General features: G+C 62.1%; 16 protein-coding genes. 6 read left to right on the top strand and 10 right to left on the bottom strand.

The genetic code is table 11. The annotated features are described in order from the left end of the window. Positions 1–124 precede the first annotated feature (124 nt). Complete coding sequence (locus ACILSQ_RS20820) at positions 125–1,249, top strand: amidohydrolase family protein (RefSeq protein ID WP_395745585.1); 1,125 nt, start codon at positions 125–127, stop codon at positions 1,247–1,249. A 49-nt stretch (positions 1,250–1,298) separates the two neighbouring features. On the opposite strand, the gene ACILSQ_RS20825 is transcribed toward ACILSQ_RS20820, so the two are convergent. The 3 genes from ACILSQ_RS20825 to ACILSQ_RS20835 form a co-directional block, all read right to left on the bottom strand. Then, positions 1,299–1,484: a hypothetical protein gene (locus tag ACILSQ_RS20825; RefSeq protein WP_395745586.1), complete on the bottom strand. Its 186-nt coding sequence runs from the start codon at positions 1,482–1,484 to the stop codon at positions 1,299–1,301. A 36-nt stretch (positions 1,485–1,520) separates the two neighbouring features. Then, positions 1,521–2,813, bottom strand: a complete 1,293-nt coding sequence (locus ACILSQ_RS20830; RefSeq protein WP_395745587.1) for a PQQ-binding-like beta-propeller repeat protein — start codon at positions 2,811–2,813, stop codon at positions 1,521–1,523. Positions 2,814–2,885: 72 nt separating this feature from the next. Further along, positions 2,886–4,103, bottom strand: coding sequence for a hypothetical protein (locus ACILSQ_RS20835; protein ID WP_395745588.1), 1,218 nt, complete (start codon positions 4,101–4,103; stop codon positions 2,886–2,888). Between the two features lie 134 nt (positions 4,104–4,237). On the opposite strand from ACILSQ_RS20835, the gene serA reads away from it, so the two are divergent. From serA to ACILSQ_RS20850, 3 genes are all read left to right on the top strand, one after another. Beyond that, on the top strand, positions 4,238–5,845 hold the full coding sequence (serA, locus tag ACILSQ_RS20840) for a phosphoglycerate dehydrogenase (RefSeq protein WP_395745589.1): 1,608 nt from the start codon (positions 4,238–4,240) through the stop codon (positions 5,843–5,845). 149 nt (positions 5,846–5,994) lie between these two features. Then, complete coding sequence (locus ACILSQ_RS20845; protein ID WP_395745590.1) at positions 5,995–7,878, top strand: alpha/beta hydrolase family protein; 1,884 nt, start codon at positions 5,995–5,997, stop codon at positions 7,876–7,878. A 193-nt stretch (positions 7,879–8,071) separates the two neighbouring features. After that, complete coding sequence (locus tag ACILSQ_RS20850; RefSeq protein WP_395745591.1) at positions 8,072–9,208, top strand: transposase; 1,137 nt, start codon at positions 8,072–8,074, stop codon at positions 9,206–9,208. A gap of 78 nt (positions 9,209–9,286) precedes the next feature. Here the strand turns inward: ACILSQ_RS20850 and ACILSQ_RS20855 are convergent, their stop codons facing one another. From ACILSQ_RS20855 to ACILSQ_RS20885, 7 genes are all read right to left on the bottom strand, one after another. Continuing rightward, entirely contained in the window at positions 9,287–11,308 is a 2,022-nt protein-coding gene (locus ACILSQ_RS20855) for an alpha/beta hydrolase family protein (protein ID WP_395745592.1), read from the bottom strand. 71 nt (positions 11,309–11,379) lie between these two features. Beyond that, a complete protein-coding gene (locus ACILSQ_RS20860; protein WP_395745593.1) occupies positions 11,380–12,648 on the bottom strand; it encodes a right-handed parallel beta-helix repeat-containing protein in 1,269 nt (422 codons plus the stop codon). A 53-nt stretch (positions 12,649–12,701) separates the two neighbouring features. After that, positions 12,702–13,628 (bottom strand): hypothetical protein, encoded by a 927-nt coding sequence (locus tag ACILSQ_RS20865; protein ID WP_395745594.1) that lies wholly within the window; start codon positions 13,626–13,628, stop codon positions 12,702–12,704. A 51-nt stretch (positions 13,629–13,679) separates the two neighbouring features. After that, complete coding sequence (locus ACILSQ_RS20870; RefSeq protein ID WP_395745595.1) at positions 13,680–14,696, bottom strand: carbohydrate kinase family protein; 1,017 nt, start codon at positions 14,694–14,696, stop codon at positions 13,680–13,682. Continuing rightward, positions 14,693–15,514 (bottom strand): hypothetical protein, encoded by an 822-nt coding sequence (locus ACILSQ_RS20875; RefSeq protein WP_395745596.1) that lies wholly within the window; start codon positions 15,512–15,514, stop codon positions 14,693–14,695. Before ACILSQ_RS20875 ends, ACILSQ_RS20870 begins: the two co-directional genes overlap by 4 nt. Before the next feature lie 57 nt (positions 15,515–15,571). After that, entirely contained in the window at positions 15,572–16,678 is a 1,107-nt protein-coding gene (locus ACILSQ_RS20880) for a sialidase family protein (RefSeq protein ID WP_395745597.1), read from the bottom strand. Between the two features lie 24 nt (positions 16,679–16,702). Further along, positions 16,703–17,482, bottom strand: coding sequence for an ABC transporter ATP-binding protein (locus ACILSQ_RS20885; protein ID WP_395745598.1), 780 nt, complete (start codon positions 17,480–17,482; stop codon positions 16,703–16,705). 380 nt (positions 17,483–17,862) lie between these two features. On the opposite strand from ACILSQ_RS20885, the gene ACILSQ_RS20890 reads away from it, so the two are divergent. Continuing rightward, positions 17,863–20,769, top strand: coding sequence for a tetratricopeptide repeat protein (locus ACILSQ_RS20890; RefSeq protein WP_395745599.1), 2,907 nt, complete (start codon positions 17,863–17,865; stop codon positions 20,767–20,769). 29 nt (positions 20,770–20,798) lie between these two features. Then, positions 20,799–21,731 carry a tol-pal system YbgF family protein gene (locus tag ACILSQ_RS20895; protein WP_395745600.1) on the top strand — a complete coding sequence of 311 codons (933 nt, stop codon included), beginning with the start codon at positions 20,799–20,801 and terminating at the stop codon, positions 21,729–21,731. Positions 21,732–21,733 lie beyond the last annotated feature (2 nt).

Consider the following 21,733-nt stretch of genomic DNA (forward strand, 5'->3'; position numbering starts at 1 on the left):
CCCGCTGCCTTGCATATCCCTTGCCCCGCACCGTCGATCACCGTTCCCAGGGCAATAGCCAGGTGCCAAAAAAAAGGAAAATCCAGCCTGTTTGATTGGGCTGAAGTCTGCTGCAGACTCCACCATGAAATTCCCCCTCTCTTTGCCTCTGTTGCTCGCTCTCGCCGCCTCCGCCCTGCTGGCGCGCGACCTGCAAAAAAAGCCCGCCCCTCCCACCCCCGCAGCCACTCCACCCTCTCCTGTCGTCCCCGTGGAGCCCGAGCCCGTGCGCCACACCATGGCAGACTGCCACCTCCACCTCGTGGACTTCCTCCAGCGCACCGACGGCGCCACCGCCGCGCTGGCCGCCATGACCAAATCCGGCGTCACAGACGCCATCGTCAGCGGCATGCCGCTGGTGAAGCAGTGGTCGGAGTCAGATCCCCGGCAGCCCCAGTACTACCTGGAGGACGACGCCCGCTGCTACTGGTACTCCGCCACGGACATGCTCGTGGCCCGGGAGATCCAAGCGCTTCCCGAAACGGACCGCAAACACTTCCACCCCATCATCTGCGGCTTCAACGGCGCGGACCGCAACGCCGTGGACCACGTGCGCCGCATGATCGAATGGAACCCCGGCTTCTGGCTGGGCATCGGCGAGGTGATGACCCGCCACGATGACCTCTCCGCGCTCACCTACGGCGAAACGGCGCGTGCGAACAACCAATCACTCCACCGCATCTACGAGCTCGCCGCCGAGCTCGATCTGCCCGTCTTCGTCCACTCCAACATCTCCTCCGTCTGGAAGCGCGAGCCCATCTACCTGCACGAATTTGAGGAAGCCGTGCAGCAGCATCCCAAAACGAAATTTGTCTGGTGCCACGCCGGCATCAGCCGCCGTCTCGATGTGCCCACCCTCGCGCAGGAGATCGAGCGCATGCTGGCCACCTATCCCAATGTGAGCATGGACATCTCCTGGGTCCTCTTTGACACCTATCTCGTCAAAGACGGCAAACCCGTGGCCGATTGGATCGCCCTCTTCGAAAAATATCCCCAGCGCTTCCTCATCGGCTCAGACAAAGTCGGCCGCTTCCACGACTACGCCCCCGTCATGCAGCGCTACTACCTCCTGCTCGACGCCATGAAACCCGAAACCGCCAGACGCATCGCCCACGACAACCTCCTCGCCATCCTGCCCAGGCAGGGTGCGGTGCTGAAGCCTGCCGTCACCCCCGAAGTGCAGCTGCAAGTGCCGGTGAAAACGCGGTGAAGTCACATGGCTCAGGGCATTTCATTTCTGGTGGCTGATCGTGACGAGGTCAGCGTATCTTTTCTGCGTCTTCTTTATTGTGCAGGTTATACACGTTTCCTTTGCCGTATTCTTCTGCCAGCAACCTTGCAGCTTCGTCCAGATCACTTGCCCATGCAGTAACACGCTCTCCTGTCTGGTCCGGACCTTCACGCCACACAATGGCATGATAAAGTTTTTGGCTGCTCTCAGGCATGATCGTTGGAAGGACGGGAGCCTTTAAGCTCTCCTGCTAAGGCACCGGCTGCCCCTTCGCCCCGATGCAGTACAGCGAAGTCGCCGTGCGCACAAAGAGGCGCTTGTCACCGATCGCCGGCACGGAATTCACCGGCCCGTCCAGCTTGCTCGCCGCGAGCTTTTCAAACTTCGGCCCCGCTTTGACCACGATGAGATCTCCCTGCTGGCTCGCGCAGAAAATCTTGCCGTCTCCGGCCACCGGGCTGCTGAAAAACTTCGCGCTGCCCTGCGTGCCTTCCAGGCGCTCTTCATAGATCACCTTGCCGGTCTTGAACTCCACGCAGCGCATGATGCCGCCGTCTCCCAGCAGGTACATGTGCTCGCCGATGACCAGAGGGGAGGGGACATAGGGCAGCCCCTTGGGGATGTCGAACGGCACTGCCTTGGGCTTGCCGCTCTTCAGGTCCAGCGCCGCGATCTCCTTCACACCGCCGCCAGTGCCGAAGGTGCAGAAATAAAAATCATCACTCAGCACACCGGAGCCCAGGCTGCGCTGCTTGTAGCCGGGGTTGTACTGCCAGTTGATCGTGCCCTTCTTCAGGTCAATGCCCATCACGCCGCTGCCCGTGTCCGCGCAGATGATTTCCTTTTTCCCGTCTTTTAACTCATGTACGACAGGAGTTGAAAACGTGTTGAGGCAGTTAGGGATGTCCAGCTTCCAGGCCTGCTTGCCAGTCTTGGCGTCGAGCGCCACGATGCAGCTCTTCCACTTCTGCTGCTCCGGAACTTCGGTGTAAATCTTGCCATCCCTCTGCCAGTCAAACTCGCTGCGCACAATCATAAGCCCGTCCGCCACGATGGGTGAAATGCCCGTGCCGTGCTCGTGGATGTAGTCGGCCACGTGGTCATTGCGCCACACCAGCTTGCCCTTGTGGTCCAGCGCCAGCGCCTGGATGTTCGTGCCGCTGCTCCAGTTCACGTAGATGCGCTCCGCATCCACAAAGGCCGAGCTGCTCGCAAAGGTGTTGTAGGTCTTGTGGATGTTATGCGGCACAAATTCCTCCTCATGCTTCCACAGCTCCTTGCCGTCCTTGGCGGAAAAGGCGATCACCGCACGCCGCGTCGGGCTCGTCTCAGCCGTCACGATGACCATGTCCTGCCACAGCACCGGTGAAGACCAGCCTTTGCCGACCGGAATTTTCCACAGCGTCGTGCTGTCATCCACGACCGCGGGCAGGCCGGTGGTGTTGGCGAGTCCAGAACCGTTCGGACCGCGAAAGCGTGACCAGTCCGCTGCGGAGAGGGCAGATACAGAAAGAAGCGTGATGAATGCGAGGGTGAATTTCATGCGAAACGATAAAACGCGGGTGGTTGGAGAAAAATTGCCCAAAGACTCCTGCCTCAGGACAGGAAAGTCGGATCAGGCCGCACTCTCAGGCGCAGCAGGCGGCGGCACTTCCGGATTCTCCGAGATCAGTGCAGCCGGAGGCGGCATCGGGATTCCAGCTTCGGGAGCCGGAGCCTGCGGCATGGGAATGCCCGCCTCAGGCACCTCTTCTTTGGGCGCCAGAACTGCCGCCGGTGCCACCGGCGCGGCTTCATCAGCTGGCACCGCAGCGGGCGTAGGCGCAGGTGCTTCCGCAGGGACTGGAAATGGGGCGGGGGAGGGGGCGGGTGCTTGTGCCGCCGCAGGCTCAGCCTTGGCCGGTGCCTGCGCCGCCTTGATGGCCTCCAGCGCTTCGCTCAGCCGGTATTCCAGCTCGGCAATCTTGTATCCGTCTTCGCGCGCACGCTTGCGGGACTCGGCCTCCAGATGGGCCAGTTTCTCCTCCTGCTCGCGCAGTTTCTTGTCACTCGCGCCTGCGGCGGCTCCCGGGCTTGGGGCGGTGCTCACGCCTACGGCGTTCATGAATTCCTTCTGCACCATCTCAGTGCGTGCTTCCGCCGCCTTCAGGGCACGCTGCAGGTTCGCAATCTTCACCTCCGCCTGCTGTGTCGCCTCCTTGGCCTTCGCCAGTTCGGCCTCCGGCCCTCCCGCCGCGGCATAGGCGGCCTGCTCATCGCGGATCTTCTTCAGCTCCACCGCGGTTTCCTGCATCTCCGCCTTGTGCTTCAGCACCATGTCCTTGGCATCCAGCATCCGTTTTTCAAAATCAGCGGCCCGCGCGTTCGTGGCCTCGATCGCCTGCTCCTGCGCCTTCACCCGCCCCTGCTCGGCGGACAGCGCCGTCTCCAGATCCTTGATCCGCGACTGCGTCGGCACCAGTTGTGCGGCGATCTCCCGCGCCGTCGCCAGTTCGGCCTCCAGCTGGGCGATCTGCCGCGAGGCGTCACTGGCCCGCCGCTCCGCCACCTCCCGGTGCGTGTTGAACCGCTGCTGCAGATCGGCAAAGCTCGCGGCGGCGGCGGCGCTGTTTTTGGCGTTTTCCGCCGCCTCGGCAGCCGCTTTGGCCTGGGTGGCCTGCAGGACGGCGGCGGATTCGCTGCGCAGCTGCTCCGCCGCGGCGGTGGACTCACGCTCCAGTCGCTTGAGTTTGCTCCGCATCACCAGCCAGGTGATCAGCAGGGGCAGCAGGACGGCGGCGGCGGCCACGGCGGCAAATTGTTCCAGCGAGAGAGGGACGATCAAAGCGAGCATGGCTTTTCCTGACATAGTTCCTGCAAACATACCTCCTATATGAACTCTCCCTCTGTGTTCTGTCCAGCACGCATTGCTCCTTGAGCGCACGATAAAGGTGGCTAGTCTGCGCCCCTTTCCCCAAAACCAACCCCATGTCCAAGTTCAACATCCTCATCGCCGGCAACAACGACCCCATTTCGAGCAAAGGCATCGACCTGCTCAAAGCGGAGCCGTCCTTCTCTGTCGAGGTGAACATGAATCTCAAGCCCGAGGAAGCCATGATCGAGGCTTCCCGCAATGCCCATGCCATCATCGTCCGCAGTGGTGCCAAGGTGACCGCCAAGGTGATCGAGGCCGCCCCGAATCTCAAAGTCGTCGGCCGCGCTGGTGTTGGTGTGGACAACATCGACATCCCCGTCGCCTCGAAGCGCGGCGTGGTGGTGATGAACACCCCTGGCGGCAACACCATCTCCACCGCCGAGCAGGCCTTCACCCTCATGATGGCGCTTTCACGCTCCACTCCCCAGGCTCATGCTTCGATCCTGAACGGCAAGTGGGCCCGCAAGGACTTCCAGGGCACCGAAGTCTATGGCAAAACCCTCGTCGTCCTCGGCATGGGCCGCATTGGCGCCGAGTTCGCCAAGCGCGCCAAGGCCTTCGGCATGAGCGTCGTCGCCTACGACCCCTACCTCTCCAAGAACCGCGCTGAAAGCCTCGGCGTCACCCTGTGCGAAGACCTCGACGCCGCCATTGTGCAGGCCGACTACATCACCATGCACATGCCGCTGACGCCTGAGACGAAGCACATGATCAATGCCAAGCGCCTCGCTTCGCTCAAGAAGAGCTGCCGCATCATCAACTGCGCCCGCGGCGGTCTCATCGACGACGCCGCCCTCGCCCAGGCCCTCACCGACGGCACCATCGCCGGCGCCGCTCTCGACGTCTTCGAAATCGAGCCCCCGCCCGCCGACTACCCGCTGCTGAAGGCTCCCAATACCGTCTTCACTCCGCACCTCGGCGCCTCCACGGAGGAAGCTCAGGAAAACGTCGGCATCGAGATCGCCGAAGTCATCAAGGCCCACCTCCTCCACGGCACCGTCGTCAACGCTGTGAACATGCCCAACGTGGATCCCAAGGTGCTCGCCGAAATCGGTCCCTTCCTCAAGTTCGGCGAGCTCCTCGGCCGCCTCGTCTCCCAGTTTGCCCCCGCCCGCGCCAACGTCGTCCGCATCAACTACAGCGGCAAAGTCGGCGGTGGCGACACCACCCTCATCTCCCGCGCCGTGCTCAAAGGCTTCCTTGAGCGCGCCGTCGGTGCCGAGCAGGTGAACTACATCAATGCCAACGGCGTCGCCGAAAACCTCGGCCTCCGTTTCACTGAAAGCCGCCTGCCTGAGGCCAGCGAATTTACCGACCTTATCGAAGTCATTGCCAAAAACGACACAGAATCTGTCAGCATCGCCGGCACCTTCTTTGGCAATGAACCCCGCATCGTGAAGGTGAACAGCCACCGCATCGAGGCCCGCCCCGAAGGCACGCTGCTCTTCATCGAGAACATCGACCGCCCCGGCATGATCGCCGCCTACAGCACCACGCTAGGCAAAAACCAGGTCAACATCGCCGACATGAGCCTCAGCCGCGACAAAGTCACCGGCAAGGCCCTCACCCTGCTCACCCTCGATTCCACCCCCAGTGCCGAAGTCCTCGCCGAACTGGAAAAAATCCAGGGCATCAGCAAGGTCCACTGCGTGGCGGTTTGATCCCCGCCTCACAGCCGCACTCCATCCATCAGACAACAAGGGGCCGCTCGGCCCCTTGTTTTTTGTCCACGCCGGACCTCCTGGAAAAACACACCATCCAGGCGCTTGTGTGAGTGCCAGGCCCAGTCTGCTGCGTACCTGAATCGCCGATGAACACCGCAGACACCTCCTCCAGCCGCCGTCGTTTTCTTGTCTCCAGCGCCGCAGCAGCTCTGCCAGTTTGGATCGCACCAGCGAGTGCGAAGGATGCCGCGGTGCCGCAGTCCGTGGCGGAGTTGTGGGCGGACTTTGATCCGCGCAAAGATCCGCTGGAGATCGAAGTCATCCGCGAATGGGAGGAGGACGGCGGCACCTTCCGCCATGTCCGTTATCTCATTGGCGTCTTCAAAGGCAGGAAGGCTTTCATGGCGGCGGTGTATGGCTTTCCACAGCAGGCGGAAAGCCGCATCCCGGCAGTCATGCACATCCACGGCGGCGGCCAGCGTGGCTCCGTGGCGGAGGTGAAGCTGCTCATCTCCCGCGGATACGCGGCGCTCTCCGTCAACTGGGGCGGCAGCGGCACGGGCAAGCCCCCTTTCAACACCTGTGAAAAAGCCCTCCCCGGAGATCCGAACACAGACTGGGGTGCCGTTGACCCCAGCCAGCTCAATGTGCCGGGCTATGCCTCCATGCTTCCCGGACCGAAGCAGTTCTTTGCAGACCGCGAGCACCCGAAAAACAACAACTGGTATCTTCTGGCACTCGGCTGCCGCCGCGGCCTGACCTTCCTGGAGCAGCAGCCCGGGGTGGATGCTTCACGTCTCGGCGTCCATGGCTACTCCATGGGCGGAAACCTGACCATGTACGTGGCCGGCACAGACGCGCGTGTGAAGGCCGCCGTTCCAGCCGTGGGCGGTCAGGGCTGGCGCTGGCAGGAGCATGTCTTTGGCGGATTTAAGGCGGCCGCCCAGGATGCGGTGAAGGGAGACGTGCAGCTCTTCCGCAAAACGCTCAGCTTTGAAAGCTACGCGCCGCTCATCCGTTGCCCGGTGCTGCACCGCAGCGGCACCAATGATTTTCACGGTTGGATGGACGACGTGTACCGCACCAATGCACTCATCCCGCAGGCCACTCGGTACAGCTGGGCGCCGCATCTAAACCACCGCCTCGTTCCGGCGGGGGCCGTGACCATGCCGCTCTGGTTTGACCAGCATCTCAAAGGGGGCGCACCCCTGCCCGAAACACCGCCCAGCCAGCTCCTTCTCGCTTCCGTGCCCGCATTCCAGGTGCGGCCGGCAGCACATCCTTGGCCGGTGGCACGCTGTGAGATCTTCTACAGCATCGATGATGATCCCCGCGCCCGGTTCTGGCGCAGCGCGCAGGCAAAGGCTCTGCCTGAGGGCGGCTTCACAGCGGACCTGCCGCTGCACACGCGAGAGGCCTCTTTGCATGCTTTTGCCAATGTCTATTTCACCCTGCCGCAGCCGGTTTCACTTTCAGCGTTGCCAGGCAATGGCGCACCCGTGACGGAGGTGTGCATCAGCACCCTGCTTCACAGCCGGAGCGCGGAGGAACTGCAGCAGGCTCGCATTCCGCTTACCGCACAGCCTGGCCTTGTGGTGGACGACTTCAGTCACGGCCTGCGTGACTGGTACGTGCTCAATCAAGGCAACACCGCCCATCAGCAGATATGGACGCGCAAAATCACCGATCCGCTTTGGCGCGGCCCCGAGGGAGCCAGGCTGGGCCTCACGCTGAAAATGCCGAAGACCAATCGCATGGCCTTGGTGCTCGAGGAGAACGAATGGCGCAGCTATCGCGGCCCGCGCAAAACCTACGTCTGCACGCGCGAAATCACCGGTGCTGACGAAGCCCAGACGCTGGCGCTGGAGCTGAAGGACTTCACCACACGCGAAGGAGCCTCCCCAAAGAGCTGGGCGGAGATGGATCAACTCGGCCTCTGTGCCCGATACACGCAGGCCGGTCAGGCGGACGCCCCGCCTGAGCACTGGGATGGGCCCCCACCCGAGCTGGTCCGGGTTGAGTGGATTTGAAGCGCCTGGCTTGAGATGTCTTCTCGGGGCAGATCAGCTTGAACCTCGGCCGCACGGTCTCTAGCCTCCTCCATCAGCCACTTCACCGCCTCTCCCTCAGGCTTCTTGCCCTCGCCCTTCATCCACCCCGCTTGTAAATAATGCCAGGCATTTAGTTGTTGATTGCTTTCATTTTCTCGCCACGCTGACCCCCATGAAGGCGATCCAACCCTCTGATCTCCAGCCGCTTCCGCTTGAGAAGCAGCTCCTTGGCGTGAGTGCGAAAACGGCGCTTTATCCTGCCGCGCGTTCCTGGTCCGGTGGCAGGCATCGCATTCTTGGCAAAGGCCCCCTCGAGTCCTATTGCTATCACGTCATGTCACGCACTTGCGGCGGTGAGGTTCACTTCGATGACGTCGAAAAGGAAGCCCTCCGCCGCGTCATCTGGCGCATGGCGGAGTTCTCTGGCGTCAAGGTCGTTACCTACTGCCTCATGGGAAACCATTTCCATCTACTCGCGGAGGTGCCCCACCGCCAGACCTGGCTCCAGCGCTTTGAGGGCAAAGATGGCGAGGCCAAGCTCTTCGAGCACCTCTCCATCCTCTACAGCCGAGCCTACCTCGGTCTCCTGCGAGATGAGCTCGCCGACCTCCGCGCCCGCGGCATGGCAATCCTCGCCGAGCAGCGCATCACCGCCATCAAAAAGCGCTTCTGCGACCTCTCCCTCTTCGTCAAAGAAATCAAAGAGCGCTTCAGCCGCTGGTACAACAAACGCCACACCCGCTGCGGCACCCTCTGGATGGACCGCTTCAAAAGCGTGCTGGTGGAAGGCAAAGGCGAACCCCTTCGCACCATGGCCGCTTACATCGACCTCAATCCCGTTCGCGCCGGTCTCGTCAAAGATCCCAAGGACTACCGCTGGTGCGGCTACGCCGAAGCCCTCAGCGGCAGTCGCCGCGCGCAACGCGGACTCTGCAAAGCTCAGGGCAAACCCGTGGACGGCTGGCGCACTGCCGGAGTCGCGGAAGCCTATCGCTGCCTTCTGCACGATGAAGGCCGCGAAGTACGTGACGCGCAGAACGAGAAAGTCGTGCGCCGCGGTGTCACGACAGACTCCGCACGCAGCGTGCTGGCAAAGGGCGGAAAGCTCAGCCCAGCCGAACTCGTGCGTCTGCGGGTTCGCTACTTCACCGATGGCGTGGCGCTGGGCAGCAGGGAATTCGTGGAAGACATCTTCGCTTCGCAGCGCGAGCGCTTCGGCCCCAGGCGCAAACAAGGCGGCCGCCGCATCACCGAGTCAGCGTCACCCTTCTACACCCTGCGCCAGTTGCGCGTCCGCCCCCTGGGTTGATCGCGGATCAAAATCAACGCGCGTGCGTCGCACCCACAAGGCGGGCGGCGCACACCCGCCGTGGCTTCGCTTCTACGGCTACTCCATCAGCCACTTCACCGGATCTCCTTCAGGGGCCTTGCCCTCGCCCTTCACCCACTTCGCCTGCGTTCCTTGCAGCGAGATCATTCCCGGCACATCCTGATACTTCGCGCCTCCTGGCAGGAACATTGGATCGCGATAATCCAGCACCTTGCCAAAGCGGAACCCGTGCGTGTCCACCGCCGCACGGTCGATGGCCTCACCGGCCAGCGCACGCGCCGCCACGGCGATCGGTCCCGTCTGCGGTCCAAAGGCCGCCACACAGACCGATTTCGGGCTCGGGTGCGTGCCCACCTTCGTGTTTCGCAGGAAGGTCGTCAGCGTCAGCACATCATGCACACGCTGCGCAAAGAGCGCATGGTTGTAGCCATACGTGTATCCCGCAAACTCACGCGGATTCTTCACCACGCGGTTCTGCTTCCCCTCTTCGCTGCCCTGAAACAGCAGGTCCACCCCCAGCACCGCCGCTCCGCCCGCCACCAGCTTCTTCACGTCGTCGTTCGCAAGGCCCGGCTTGCCCGCGTCGTCCAGCCAGATCACCACGCGCCCGTTCCACTGCTTCGGGTACAGCCAGGCCACGTTCAGCTCCTCGCTGTACGTTTTGTTCGTCAGCGTGCCCGTCATCTCCAGGTGGCCGCCCCGGTCCTGCTTGTCCTTCAGCGTCCACTCCACCTCGCCTGCCTTGTCATAAGTGCGGCCCAGCACCACCTCCACGCCTTCGCGCAGCACCTTGGGCTCCGCCTTGCTCAGCTGCTTCTCCGCATCGCTGGCCAGGTAGGCCAGCAGCTTGCGCTCAAACTCCGGGTCCGCCGCCTTCGGGGCAGGGTGTTTGTCGTCCCAGACCGAGAGCTGCTCACGGCTCAGCGGTTCATAGTCCTGCTCGATCACCGGAGACGTCTGCCCCAGCTTGAAGTGCTTGTTCAAAAAGGTGTAAAAGGCGGAGCGCGTCACCGCATTGTAGTTGTGCGGGAAGTGCTCCCCGCGCAGCAGGAACACATTGTCCTTCTTGCCAAAGGTCGTGTACAGCTTCTGCAGATCAGGAAATCCCTTCGTCGCCATCTCCTTCGTCCAGTCGTTCGCCGTGTTCATGCCCTGCGGCTTCGGTGCAAACAACCCCGCAAACTCCACATTCCCCGTGTTGATCCGCAGCAGCGAGGTGTTCTCGCAGGTGCAGCCTCCCTGCATCGCCGTGCTCACCATCACGCATGGAAATGAGAGCTTGATGCGGTCATCGATCGCCGCCAGCAGCATCGTCTGCGTGCCCCCGCCGCTCGCACCCGTGATCGCCGTACGCTCCGGATCCACCTCCGGCAGCGACAGCAGGAAATCCAGCCCGCGCACCGCGTTCCATGTCTGCAAGGCCATGATCGACTGCAGATGCGCCTCCGCCTGCGGACTGTACAGCCCCCAGTTCTCCGCCGTGTTCATCTCCGGCCGCTGCTTGCCAAAGGTATGCACCACTTCCCGTGGAATCTGCACCGAGTCCGAATCGCTCAGCATGTCCCACTGCCACACCACGCAGCCCATGCGCGCCAGTTGCACGCACAAAGATTGAAAAATGCTCTTCCCGCCCCGCTCAAACCGCTCGCCACCTGCGGCGATCTCCCCCCGCACCTTCGCCTCCGTCTCCTGGGAGAGGCGCGCATCCTTCCAGTGCCCGTGGGCAAACATCACCCCCGGCACCTTGCCCTTGATCTCCTTCGGCTTCCACAGGCTGCCCGTCACAAAGAATCCCGGCGCGCTCTCGAAATACACCTTCTCCACCGTGAATCCGTCGCCTTCCACCTTGCCATGCACCACCGCGTTCAGCGGCGTCTTTGTCGGCATCGGCCACAGGCCCTCCGCCACCAGGATCTGCCGCCGCACCACCTCCCTCCGCGCATCCCATTCACTCAGCGACGACGGTGGATTGAAGGGAAAGTACCCGTTCAAATCCTTCGGCGGCTGCTGGCGGATGTCTTCGGCGCGCGCCAGGGAGGAGACAGCAACAACGGCAAGGAAAAGCAGCTTGGAGTTCATGGTTGGGAATGAGAGCCTCAACCAAACGTCACGAACCGGCAAAGTTCATCACGAATGGAGCAAAGTCGCAGTCACAATCCATTCGTCCGGCTGCCTTCGATGACGATGTCCTTCGTCTCCGGGCCCTGCTTCACCGCCACGCGCGCTTTCCCGCCGCGGGTTTCAGTGAATTCATTCCCGCTGATCGTGATCGATTCGGTGCCGCCCTGAATGTCGATCACCGTCCCGCCTTCGGGCGCATTGTCGATGAACCGGTTCTTCTCAATTCGGTTGCGGTGCCCCGCAAAGTCCGGTCCGCGCTCAGGGCGAAACAGCAAGCCATTCACCTTGCTGTCTTGAATCGTGTTCCCCGTCACGAGGTTGTCCGTGTCACGATGGCCGATGGAAATGCCAATGCGGTTGCCTTCGATCCGGTTGTTCTCCGCCAGTCCGTACTTCACACCCCAGCAGAAGAAAATCCCGATGTCATTCCCCCGCAGGGTGTTGTTGCGGATGATCGGGCGCTGCGAGCCGGAACCCGGGTGCAGGCCCAGGCCGCTGTTGTTTTCGCTGCGGCAGTTTTCCACCACGACATCGTGGCAGATCTGCCAGCTGATGCCGTCCCCATGGTTGTTGCGCGCCGTGATGTCGCTGATGTGAAGGCGGTTGCAGTCCTGTAGGAAAATGCAGCCCGCATAGTTCCCATCCAGTTCGGCATTGTGCTCGCGATTGCCATCCAGCACCAGGTTCTCAATGCGCACATCATTCACCAGTTCACCGCTTAGCAGCGGGAAAAGCGTGGCGCACGTCGCCTCATTCATCTGCCATAGATTTTCCCGCAGCCCTTTGTCCAGCTTGAATCGGTTCCCGCTGCGCGCCACCAGCGTGCGTTTGATCACGGTCAGCCGGCCCGTCTTCGCATCCTTGGCCCGCAGGCACACGCCGTCGCCCACCCGGAACCCCGCCGCATCATGCAGCGTGATCTCCTGGTCATACCAGTCGCTGTCCAGTTTCAAGGGGGTGATTACGGACGGCTCCTTGATCAGCACTGTCTTGTCGCCCTCGCCGCGCACGTTCACGCCCGTTTGCAGGTACACCGCGTTTCGCAGCCGGTACGTCCCCTCTTTGATCTGCACCGTGCCGCCTCCCAGCCGCGCCACATAATCCACCGCCGCTTGAATGGCCCGCTGGTCACCGCCCACGATGTCCGCATCCCTCAGGCCCACGCTGATCACCAGCGGCTCCTCCCACTTCGGCTGCACCGCGCTGTCTCCGCTCGTCTGGCGCGGCACCTTCACCACCGGCCGTTCTTCGGCGAGCAATGGGACTGTAAGCGTGAGGCAGAGAAGGAGACGGATCATTCCCGAATAACGTTAATCCGCCTCGGCAGCTTTCCGCAGGCCTCCTTCGGACCTCAGACGGCCGCCGCCGCAGGCGCAGCAGCAGGTTCCGCCGCTGCCACCTTCGTCTTGTCGATCTTCGCCACCGTGGTGTTCGCCACCTTCTTGTCCACCGTGTAGTTCGTCAGGTCCAGTTGCAGGTGGTGCGCATCACAGCACGGGCACTTCTTCAGATGGTAGGTGATGCGTGCTGCCGCGTCCTTCTGCACCGCCTGGTCCAGCGTGCCGATCGCAGCCTCCGTCTCCGCCAGCGGCGCCGCGGCGATGGGCGCGGTGAACTCGTTCGCACGCGCCGTCAGCGCCTGGATCGCCGCCTGCAGCGCGGGCAGGCGTTCCTTCGATTTCAGCTTCTTCACCACGGACCACTGCTCCGGCGCGTGCAGGTGCCCCGTGCGGTGCTTCTTCAGGTAGAGCTGGCAGCTCTTGCAGTACGGCATGCCAAACACCGTCAGCGAAGGGATCATGGCGCCCACCGAGTAGCCGCCGATTTCAAGCACCTTGTACGCGTAGCCCCACATGCCCAGGGGATCGCCGGCCTCTTCCGAGTGGCGCTTTTTAAAGGACATGCCTTCGCTGATTTCACGAAAGTAGTCGATGAATCCGTACCGCTCCGGCGGGATGTGCATGCGCTCCAGAAGGCTTTGGTAGGTGAGATACTGCGCGGCGAAGTAGTCCACGATCGCCGTCACGATCATGCCCAGAACGAAGGCCTTGCTGAGCTTCACATTCAGGAAGCGCGACCCCAGCGCATAGCCCAGCCCGCTGGCCACCCCGACAAGCAAGGCACCGGCAGGGATGATCCCATTGGCATACCAGCCCATGATGTTCTCCCCGTTGTCATTCGCGAGCTGCACTCCCCACAGGGCCAGTATGGAAGTACCCACACCACAGAGGTAAACGAGGAGGCCGGGCTGACGAAGAGGTTTGCTGGTCGTGCTCATTAACGGGCGGAAATATCAGGCTGCAGTCATGAAGACAAGCCTTTTGTCTTTTCAGTCCCCTTCATTCCGAAATCCCAGTTCCTCAACGAGTTTCAGGCACCCGGCCACCGGCTTCAGTCCCTGCGAGGGGGTGGGATGCGTCAGGCACATCGCCGCCGTGCAGACCGCCAGTTTCAGCCGCTCGGCCACCGGCCAGTTTTCATGCGTGCCATGGAGGTAACCGGCGGCAAAGGCATCTCCCGCGCCCGTCGCTCCGGCGATGAAACCCTGCGGGAGTTTCAGCGAGCTTTGCCGATGCACCGTCCCGCCTTTGTCCACCACGATGGCGCCCGCTTCGAAATGAATGATCACTTCGCGCCGCACGCCCCCCTCCAGCAGCGCCCGTGCCGCCTTTTCGATCAGCCCCACATTCACCGGCGTCCCGCGCAGGTCCAGCCCCGTCGCGCTCCCGGCCTCGATCTCATTAAGAATCAGGAAATCGGTGAAGGGCAGGGCGGCTGCGGTGATCTGCCGAAACTCCGGATACGGCGAACTGACCAGATCCACGCTCGTCAGCAGCCCCGCCTTCTGCGCCGCCTCCAGCACCCGGCTCGCCACGCTGCGTCCATCCTCCAGCAGCCGGTCCATCTCGCTCAGCAGCATCAGATACCCCAGATGAAAAATCTTCACCTGAGTGCGGCTAAAGTCGAAATGCTCCTCCCCAAGCAGCGCGTTCGCGCCGAGCTGATGGAAAAACGTGCGCCTGCCGCTTCCGCGCACCGTCATCGCATCCGTGTAGCTCGTCGGCGCCCGGTCGGTTTGCTGCAGTTGCGCGATGTCGATCCCCGCCGCCTCGCAGTCCTTCAAAATCCAGTCCCCGTTCACATCCCGGCCCACCAGTCCTGCCGCCTCCAGCGGGTATCCGCAGCCCATCGCCGCCAGGTCCTTCAGCACGTTGTACGGCCCGCCCCCATTGGAGGAGGTCTCGCTTTGAATGAAGGCCAGCATGTCCTGCTCCGGCCATGCGTCGATGACCTTGACGTGATCAATGATGAAGTTGCCCCCGGCAAGAATCCCTCGGCGTGTCATGGCTTGATGCGTTCGTAGTACCCCTCGAGCTCGTACAAAAGGCTGCCGTCAGGCTTCGTGGCCTTTGTGTGGAATTCGATCCGGTCTGGCGAGACCAGGCGGCGCGTGCTGTGGTGGGTGGTGTGCGGCGCCGCGCCCTCCGTCGTGTGCAGCACAAGCGTCTGCGTCGCTGCATCCCATTCGGCGCTCTCCTTCATTTCTTTCGTGGACGGCGTCGAGGAAATCTCGCGGTAGCGCTTCGTCTCGGGATCATAAGTCGTGAGCATGGCGTTCACCCGCGGTTTGCCGGCGTTCTGCGCTCCAGGTGCGCTGCTCATGCTCGCGGGCAGGTGCACCTCCCGCCAGAGCCCGGTACCGTCGTTGTTCCAAAAATAGCGGATGGTAATCGCCTCCTTCATGTCCTTCCCCGGCCCGGTGGTGAAGCGCATCCGCCACTCCCCGATGAATCCCGAAAGGGCGCGCATGGCGTCCGTAGTCGCCTGCGGCACAAAACCGTCCAGCGGCGCCTGATAGTCATCCGCGAGCACCGCCGGAAACTCATACACGCCGTCTTGCTTGAGCCGTTCGGCGATTCGTCGCGCCTTGTCCCAGTCCTGGCCCGGCGTATGACGAATGGACACCTGCTGGAGGTCGCCGCGTTCAATGGTGGCCATGATCGACCGGTCATCCACTTTGAGGTGCGTGATCTTGCCACGAAACGGCGGTGCCTCGAGCAGCTTGAAAAATCTGGAACAGGCCGCATCCCCGTCGTCACCGTGCGGAGAAAGCTGTGCCGCCAGCGGCGAGGAAAAAAGCCCCAGGCTGATCAGCCATGACATCCACGCCGTGAACCGGACGCGACGAAATAGCAGGAGAGGAGATGAAGTCATTGGCATTTAATATAGAATCACAAAGGTTTGCCCATTCGCATACGCGTTGGTGAATCCCCACACGGGCACTCCCGGCTTGATACCACGGCTGCCCGTCGGCTTGCCAGCCGAATCCAGCACCACCCACGCGAGCTGCCCGCCTTTCTGCCATCCTGTGCCCTCGCTCCACGTTACCAGGGTCTCGTCCCGCGCATTCACCGCCAGCGCCGGATGTCGCGCTTTGTCCCCAGAAACCGCCACCGCTTCGGAGGTCCCATCCAGCAGCGCTGTGTACACCCTGCCCTCGGACTCCCACGCGCCCCGCGTTTTGCCCCCGGTCGCGATCACGCTGGCGCTGCTCATCGGGCAGGCCTTGATCGCCCACGGTCCCACGTTCCGGCGCTGAAACGTCGCCCCGCCGTCGCGGGAGGTCATCAGCGTGATGTCCCGTTGCTCCGGGCTCCGCGCCGCGCGGTACAGCGTCAGCAGTTCTCCGCCAGGACTCACAAACGTCTTCAGCGAGCAGCACGCACAGACCCCGGGGTCGTCCTCATTCGCGATCTTCGGCTTCGTAAACGTGCCTCCATTATCCGCAGATTTCAGCACAAACACCCGTCGGTTGATCTCTCCCGGTGCAGCCCCTGCCGGAGCCCCGTGCCACACCACGAAGACCTCGCCCGTTCCACTGGCCGCAATCGAAGCCCCGCCGTCCAGCCCCTGCGTCCCCGACCGCAGGTCGCGCTGTGTTTCAAATGTCCCACCTCCGTTTACAGAGCGGCTGTACAGCAGCGGGGCGGGCTGGTTTTTCCCGCCCGGGCCGTTCCACACCACATGCAGAGAGTCGCCTTTCCCCACCGCAATCTGCGCCCCGCGTATCGTCCCCATCGCCACCGCGCTCGCGGGCGTACTGTTGATCGTTCGTGGCGCGCTCCACCCGCTGGCCCCGGCTTTTTTGGAGACGTAGTGCACATCGCCCCCGCCGGGATTTCCCACCAGGTACACCAGGTGCAAAGTTCCGTCGCTTGTGCTCACCACCTGTGGCTGCACCCCGCTTTCGGGCACGCGTTCCAGCACAACTTCCGTTCCGTAGGTGAATAGCGGCAGAAGCAGGAGTGCGGCGATCCTTTGGGTCATGGCAGGGCTCGGGTTGGAGGTGGCTCAGGCGAGGCGCAGCGAATAACGCTCGCCATGCCGGCCAAGCTTCATCGGCGCCCCATAAATCTCGCTCAGGTGGCGGCTGTGCAGCACCTCCGCCTTCGTCCCCGCCGCATGCACCCGCCCGTCCCGGAGCAGCAGGCAGTGGGTGATGCTCGGCAGGATCTCCTCCACATGGTGCGTCACCATTACCAGGGAAGGGGAGTGGGGCTGCACGGCCAGGGACTGCATCCACTGCAGGTAGTGCTCCCGCGCCACCGGGTCCAGCCCCGCGCAGGGCTCATCCAGGATCAGCACCTGAAACTTCGCCATCAGCGCCCGGCAGATGAGCACCTTCTGCTTCTCCCCCTGGGACAGCGGACCCCAGTACGCCTCCCGCAGGTAGGCGCAGCCCACCTGCTTCAGCAGCCGCGCCGCCTCACGCCGCACCGCCGCCGGCGGATCCTCGATCAAATTGAGCTTCGCCTCGCGTCCGCTGGAAATGACATCGATCACCGGCTCGCCGCTTTCCAGGTAGGTCGTCAGCGTGTTCGTCACCAGTCCCACCCGCCGGCGCACTTCCCGCCAGTCGTCATCCCCAAACACACTCTCCCCGATCCGCAGCGTCCCGCCCGTCGCGCTGTCATAGCCGGTGATCAGGTTGATCAGCGAGGTCTTCCCGCAGCCGTTCGGCCCCAGGATGCACCAGTGCTGGCCCGGCTCCACCCGCCACGAGATGCCTTTGAGGATCGGGCGGCCACGGCGAAACGTAAGATCATTGACTTCAAGAACAGGATTGGACATGCAGCCAGAGGGTGGAATAACCAACCCCGAATGTCGAATGCTGAGTGCGCCGGCGGTCCTCTATGTTCGCGGCGCCGCATCCCCGCTTCGCCTTCACTCACCACCTCCGGTCCATTTTAAAACGCGCTTTCACTTTCACCCCAAGACACCGCTGACGGTCAACGTTTCGCCCGCGTGGACAGATTTTATCCTTTTGATTTTTCTCCCGTGACAAAAATGACCATCCTGCTAATCTCAACCCTCATTCACAAAAAATGTCAGTTTTTCCAGATGTCCAGCCTCATCGCGCCTCCATTGGCAATGACATGCGTAAATTCAAGCTTGTGCTCCGTTGTCGTTTTTTAGTACTTTGTGCTGAAGTGGAACGCCCCCTGCAACTCATGAGACCCCTTTTCTGTGCCGCTCTGGCCCTGGCCATTGTCACGCCTGTGTTTTCACAGGCCCCGCCGCCTGCACCACCCGCCGCGCCGGCGGCGCCCGGAGCTTTGAACATCCAGCAGGAAACCGAGGCGCTCGTCAACGCCGCCAGCGCCTTGTTTGCCGAAGGCAAATACCAGGAGGCCCTCTCCAAGCTCGCCGTCGCCAAGAAGAACCTCAACAACAAGCCTTTCGAGGGCATCCTCTTCATGGAGGGCGCCTGCTACTACAATCTGAACGAGTACCCGAAGGCCATCGAGGCCCTTGAGGCCTACATGAAGGAGTTTCCCCAGGGTTCCGCCATCATCGATGTGCGCATGGCCCTCGGCCGCTCCTACATCGCCAGCAAGCAGGTGGACAAGGGCGTTGAAGTGCTCACCGAAGTGGTGAAAAGTTCGCCGGAAAAGAAGGGCGAGGCCGGTCTCGCCATCGCGGACGCCCTCAACAAGCAGGACAAGAAGGAGGAGGCGCTCAGAATCCTCACCTCCGTGATCGCGGACGGCATCCGCAGCGCCGAATCCATCCAGGCCGCCATGATGGCCGCCAACATCTACGTCAGCAGTGGGAAGCTGGATGAAGCCACCGCCCTCATGGACAAGGTGCGCAACTTCGCCTCCGGCGGCGACAGCATCGCCCAGATGAACAACATTTATCTCAAGCTCGGCGATGAGATGATGGAAAAGAAGGCCTACAAGGAGGCCCTGGGCGCCTACCAGCTCGTCCGCAAGAAGGCTGAAATTTCCCGCATCCAAAACGAGCAGATCGCCAAGCTCCAGGCTCAGGCTGCCAAAGCCCCGAAAGGACCGCGCAAGGAGGAACTCGAAACCAAGCTCAAGGCCAACCAGGAAATCATGGCCGAAATTGAGAAGCGAACGGACTACGACGCCTCCCTCTACTATCGTCTGGGCCGCTGCTATTATGAGATGGGCTCCCCCAAAGAGGATGGCACCGCCGGAGATCCCTCCCGCCTCTGGCAGGCCATTCTGGCCTTCGAGGTCATCGTGACTGATTTCAAGCAGTTCCCACAGCGTGACAAGTGCATGTACGGCCTGATCACCGTCAATGCCGCCCTCAAGCGCGTGAAGGAAGCCGGACAGCTTTGTGAGCGCTTCATCGATGAGTTTCCAGACAGCGAGATGGTCGGCGAAGTGTCGATGATGGCCGGCATGATCTACTATCAAAACAAGCAGCTTCGCGAGGCGATCAATGCCTGGAAAAAAGCACTTTCCTACCCCAAGGCCGACAAAGAACGCCTGAACTTCCTCATCGGCAGCGTGCAGTTTGAAATGCAGAGCTTCGATGAAGGCCGCATGACCTACGAGACCTTGATCCAGAGCTACCCGGAGACCACCTACAAGGACGACATCCTCTACCGCATCGCCCTCACCTACTTCTACCAGAACGACTCCAAGGGCGCCATCAAGGCTCTCAAGAACTACATGAAGGCCAACCCGAAGGGGTCATACGTGGTGGACGCCCGCTACCGCCTGGCCTTCATCGACTTCCAGGGCGGCGACAAGAAGGCCGCGGAAGCCGAGCTTCTGAGCATCGTCAAGGACGCGCCAAACGATCAAAACATCGGCCAGGTGCACGCTCTTCTCGGGGACATTTACAATCAGCGCGCCGACTACGAAAACGCGACGATCCAGTTCGCCGCGGCCGTTGACAAAGCCAAGACCGACGACGTGCTCAACTACTCCATGGATCAGGTGACCGATCTCTACGTCGGTGCCAACAAGTGGAAGGAGCTGTCTGACATGTGGCAGCGCTACTACAACACCCACAAGGACAACGACGACCTCGCCCTGAAGGCCATCCTCTGGATCAGCCGCGCCAATATCAAGGAGGGCAAGATCGAGGAGGCCAAAAAGCTCCTCGCGGAACACATCAAAACCCGCATTCCCATCGTCGCCAATCAGCAGGTGGAAGGCTTGATTCAACAGTTGGTCAGCATCAGCGCCCCCAAACGCCGCCGTGCGGCCGCTCCTGCCGCCACCCCGCCGCCTGCAGAAGGTGCCAAGCCTGCCGACGGCGCCACCGCTCCCGCCCCGGCCCCCACACCGCCCCCGGCGCCGGAAGTCACCTTTGAGGATGTCGAAAAGCAGCTCGAAGAACTGCTGACGCCGCCGCAGGCCGCCATGAATGGCACCGCCCAGATGCGCATTCTTTTTGCCAAGGCCTGGCTCGCCAAGACCATGAAGCTTCCGGACAAGGCCGAGAAGTTCCTCACCATCATTGTCGAGGTGGCCAAGCCCGACGACCTCAGCCCCATGCTCCTCGCCATGGTGGGGGACAGCGCCCGCAAGAAGGGCGACCTGGACAAGGCCAACGGCTGCTACGTCCGCCTTCGCGATTTTTTCAAAGACAGTGAATTCGCCGATGGAGCTCCTGTCGGCCTCGCCGAGATCGCCTTTGAAAAGGGCGAATATGACAAGGCCCTCGAACTCTTCCGCGACGCCCTGAACAACTACCCGGGCAGCTCCCACGTGCTTGACGCCACCCAGGGCGAGGCCAAAACCCTCGTCAAACTCAAGAAATATGACGAGGCGAAGAAGATCTTCGAGCAGATCGCCAACACCAAGGAGTGGCGTGGCCATGCCACCGCCAATGCCCTGCGCATGCTCGGCGAGATCGAGGCGCTCAATGGCAAGCACGAGGCAGCCATCGCCTACTTCCAGCGTGTTTTCATCGCCCACCAGAAGTGGAAGGACGAAATGGCCAAGGCCTATCTGGGCTGTGCCAAATCTTTCGCCGCCCTCGGCAAGCGCGACGAAGGCCGCGCCACCCTGCAGGAAATGATCGCCCGCAAGGACCTCCAGGGCCAGCCTGCGGAACTCAAAGAAGCTGAAAAGCTTCTTTCCACCCTGTGATTTTGATGCGAACCCACCTCACGATTTCCATGCACTCGTTCGCCCGCTTTTTGCTTCTCATCTCCCTCGTGGCCGCAGGCTCCGCCTTCGGGCAGGCCATCGTCCTCAAGGATGGCAACCGCGTCTTCTCCTCCGAGTTCTCGATCACGCCGGAAGGCAAGATCGTCCGCACCGTTCAGATCGGCGAAAACAAGGCCACCTCCATCCTCGACAAAAAGAACATCGACTCCCTCGAGTGGCCCTATCCCGCGGAGCTCACCGAGTCCGCCGACCTCCTCGCCAAGGGGAAGACTGATGAAGCCATCGCTGTGCTCAAGAAGGGCAAGGACTTCTTCGAGCACTTTGAGGGGATCGAAGGCAACTGGTACGTCGATGTCTTCTTCGCCTACATCGAAGCACTGAATCAGGGCGGAAAGTTCGACGAAGTCGTCAAGTCTCTCCCCGCGCTTCGCGCCCTGAAGCTCACTGACGCGCAGAAGATGCGCCTCCGCATCATCCAGCTAGATATTGAACGCCAGACCACCTCCGACTTTGCGGGGGTGCTCGTTGAGGCCCAGAGCATCCTGAAAGAGACCGACGACTCCGCCATTGGCGCCTCGCTCTGGACCATCATCGCCGATGTCCACACACGAAAGAAGGACTATGAAAAGGCCCTCCTGGCCTACCTGCGCATCCCCGTCTTCTACGGCACGCAGATGCAACGTGTCCCCGAGGCCGAGCTCAACGCCGCCAAGACGCTCATCAAAATGAAGCGCTATGAGGACGCCAGCGCCTTCCTCACCCGCATCGGCGAGTCCTATCCGGGCTCTCCCGTGGCTGAAACTGCACTCAAGGAAAAAGCCGCCATTGCCGGAATGAAGAATGTCACCGAGGAAGAGGCCGCCGCAGCCTCCGGGAAATCCGACGCAGACAAGCCCAAAGAAGGAGAGCCCGCCAAATCCACCGAAAAACCCAAAGCCTGATC

This window comes from Prosthecobacter sp. (assembly GCF_044227185.1).
GTDB lineage: Bacteria > Verrucomicrobiota > Verrucomicrobiia > Verrucomicrobiales > Verrucomicrobiaceae > Prosthecobacter.

Coding starts and splice junctions, on each gene's coding strand:
- ACILSQ_RS20890 (WP_395745599.1), top strand. CDS start 17,863: ATGAGACCCCTTTTCTGTGCCGCTCTGGCCCTGGCCATTGTCACGCCT.
- ACILSQ_RS20870 (WP_395745595.1), bottom strand. CDS start 14,696: ATGACACGCCGAGGGATTCTTGCCGGGGGCAACTTCATCATTGATCAC.
- ACILSQ_RS20825 (WP_395745586.1), bottom strand. CDS start 1,484: ATGCCTGAGAGCAGCCAAAAACTTTATCATGCCATTGTGTGGCGTGAA.
- ACILSQ_RS20855 (WP_395745592.1), bottom strand. CDS start 11,308: ATGAACTCCAAGCTGCTTTTCCTTGCCGTTGTTGCTGTCTCCTCCCTG.
- ACILSQ_RS20895 (WP_395745600.1), top strand. CDS start 20,799: ATGCACTCGTTCGCCCGCTTTTTGCTTCTCATCTCCCTCGTGGCCGCA.
- ACILSQ_RS20830 (WP_395745587.1), bottom strand. CDS start 2,813: ATGAAATTCACCCTCGCATTCATCACGCTTCTTTCTGTATCTGCCCTC.
- serA (WP_395745589.1), top strand. CDS start 4,238: ATGTCCAAGTTCAACATCCTCATCGCCGGCAACAACGACCCCATTTCG.
- ACILSQ_RS20865 (WP_395745594.1), bottom strand. CDS start 13,628: ATGAGCACGACCAGCAAACCTCTTCGTCAGCCCGGCCTCCTCGTTTAC.
- ACILSQ_RS20845 (WP_395745590.1), top strand. CDS start 5,995: ATGAACACCGCAGACACCTCCTCCAGCCGCCGTCGTTTTCTTGTCTCC.
- ACILSQ_RS20820 (WP_395745585.1), top strand. CDS start 125: ATGAAATTCCCCCTCTCTTTGCCTCTGTTGCTCGCTCTCGCCGCCTCC.
- ACILSQ_RS20860 (WP_395745593.1), bottom strand. CDS start 12,648: ATGATCCGTCTCCTTCTCTGCCTCACGCTTACAGTCCCATTGCTCGCC.
- ACILSQ_RS20850 (WP_395745591.1), top strand. CDS start 8,072: ATGAAGGCGATCCAACCCTCTGATCTCCAGCCGCTTCCGCTTGAGAAG.
- ACILSQ_RS20885 (WP_395745598.1), bottom strand. CDS start 17,482: ATGTCCAATCCTGTTCTTGAAGTCAATGATCTTACGTTTCGCCGTGGC.
- ACILSQ_RS20880 (WP_395745597.1), bottom strand. CDS start 16,678: ATGACCCAAAGGATCGCCGCACTCCTGCTTCTGCCGCTATTCACCTAC.
- ACILSQ_RS20835 (WP_395745588.1), bottom strand. CDS start 4,103: ATGCTCGCTTTGATCGTCCCTCTCTCGCTGGAACAATTTGCCGCCGTG.
- ACILSQ_RS20875 (WP_395745596.1), bottom strand. CDS start 15,514: ATGTCATGGCTGATCAGCCTGGGGCTTTTTTCCTCGCCGCTGGCGGCA.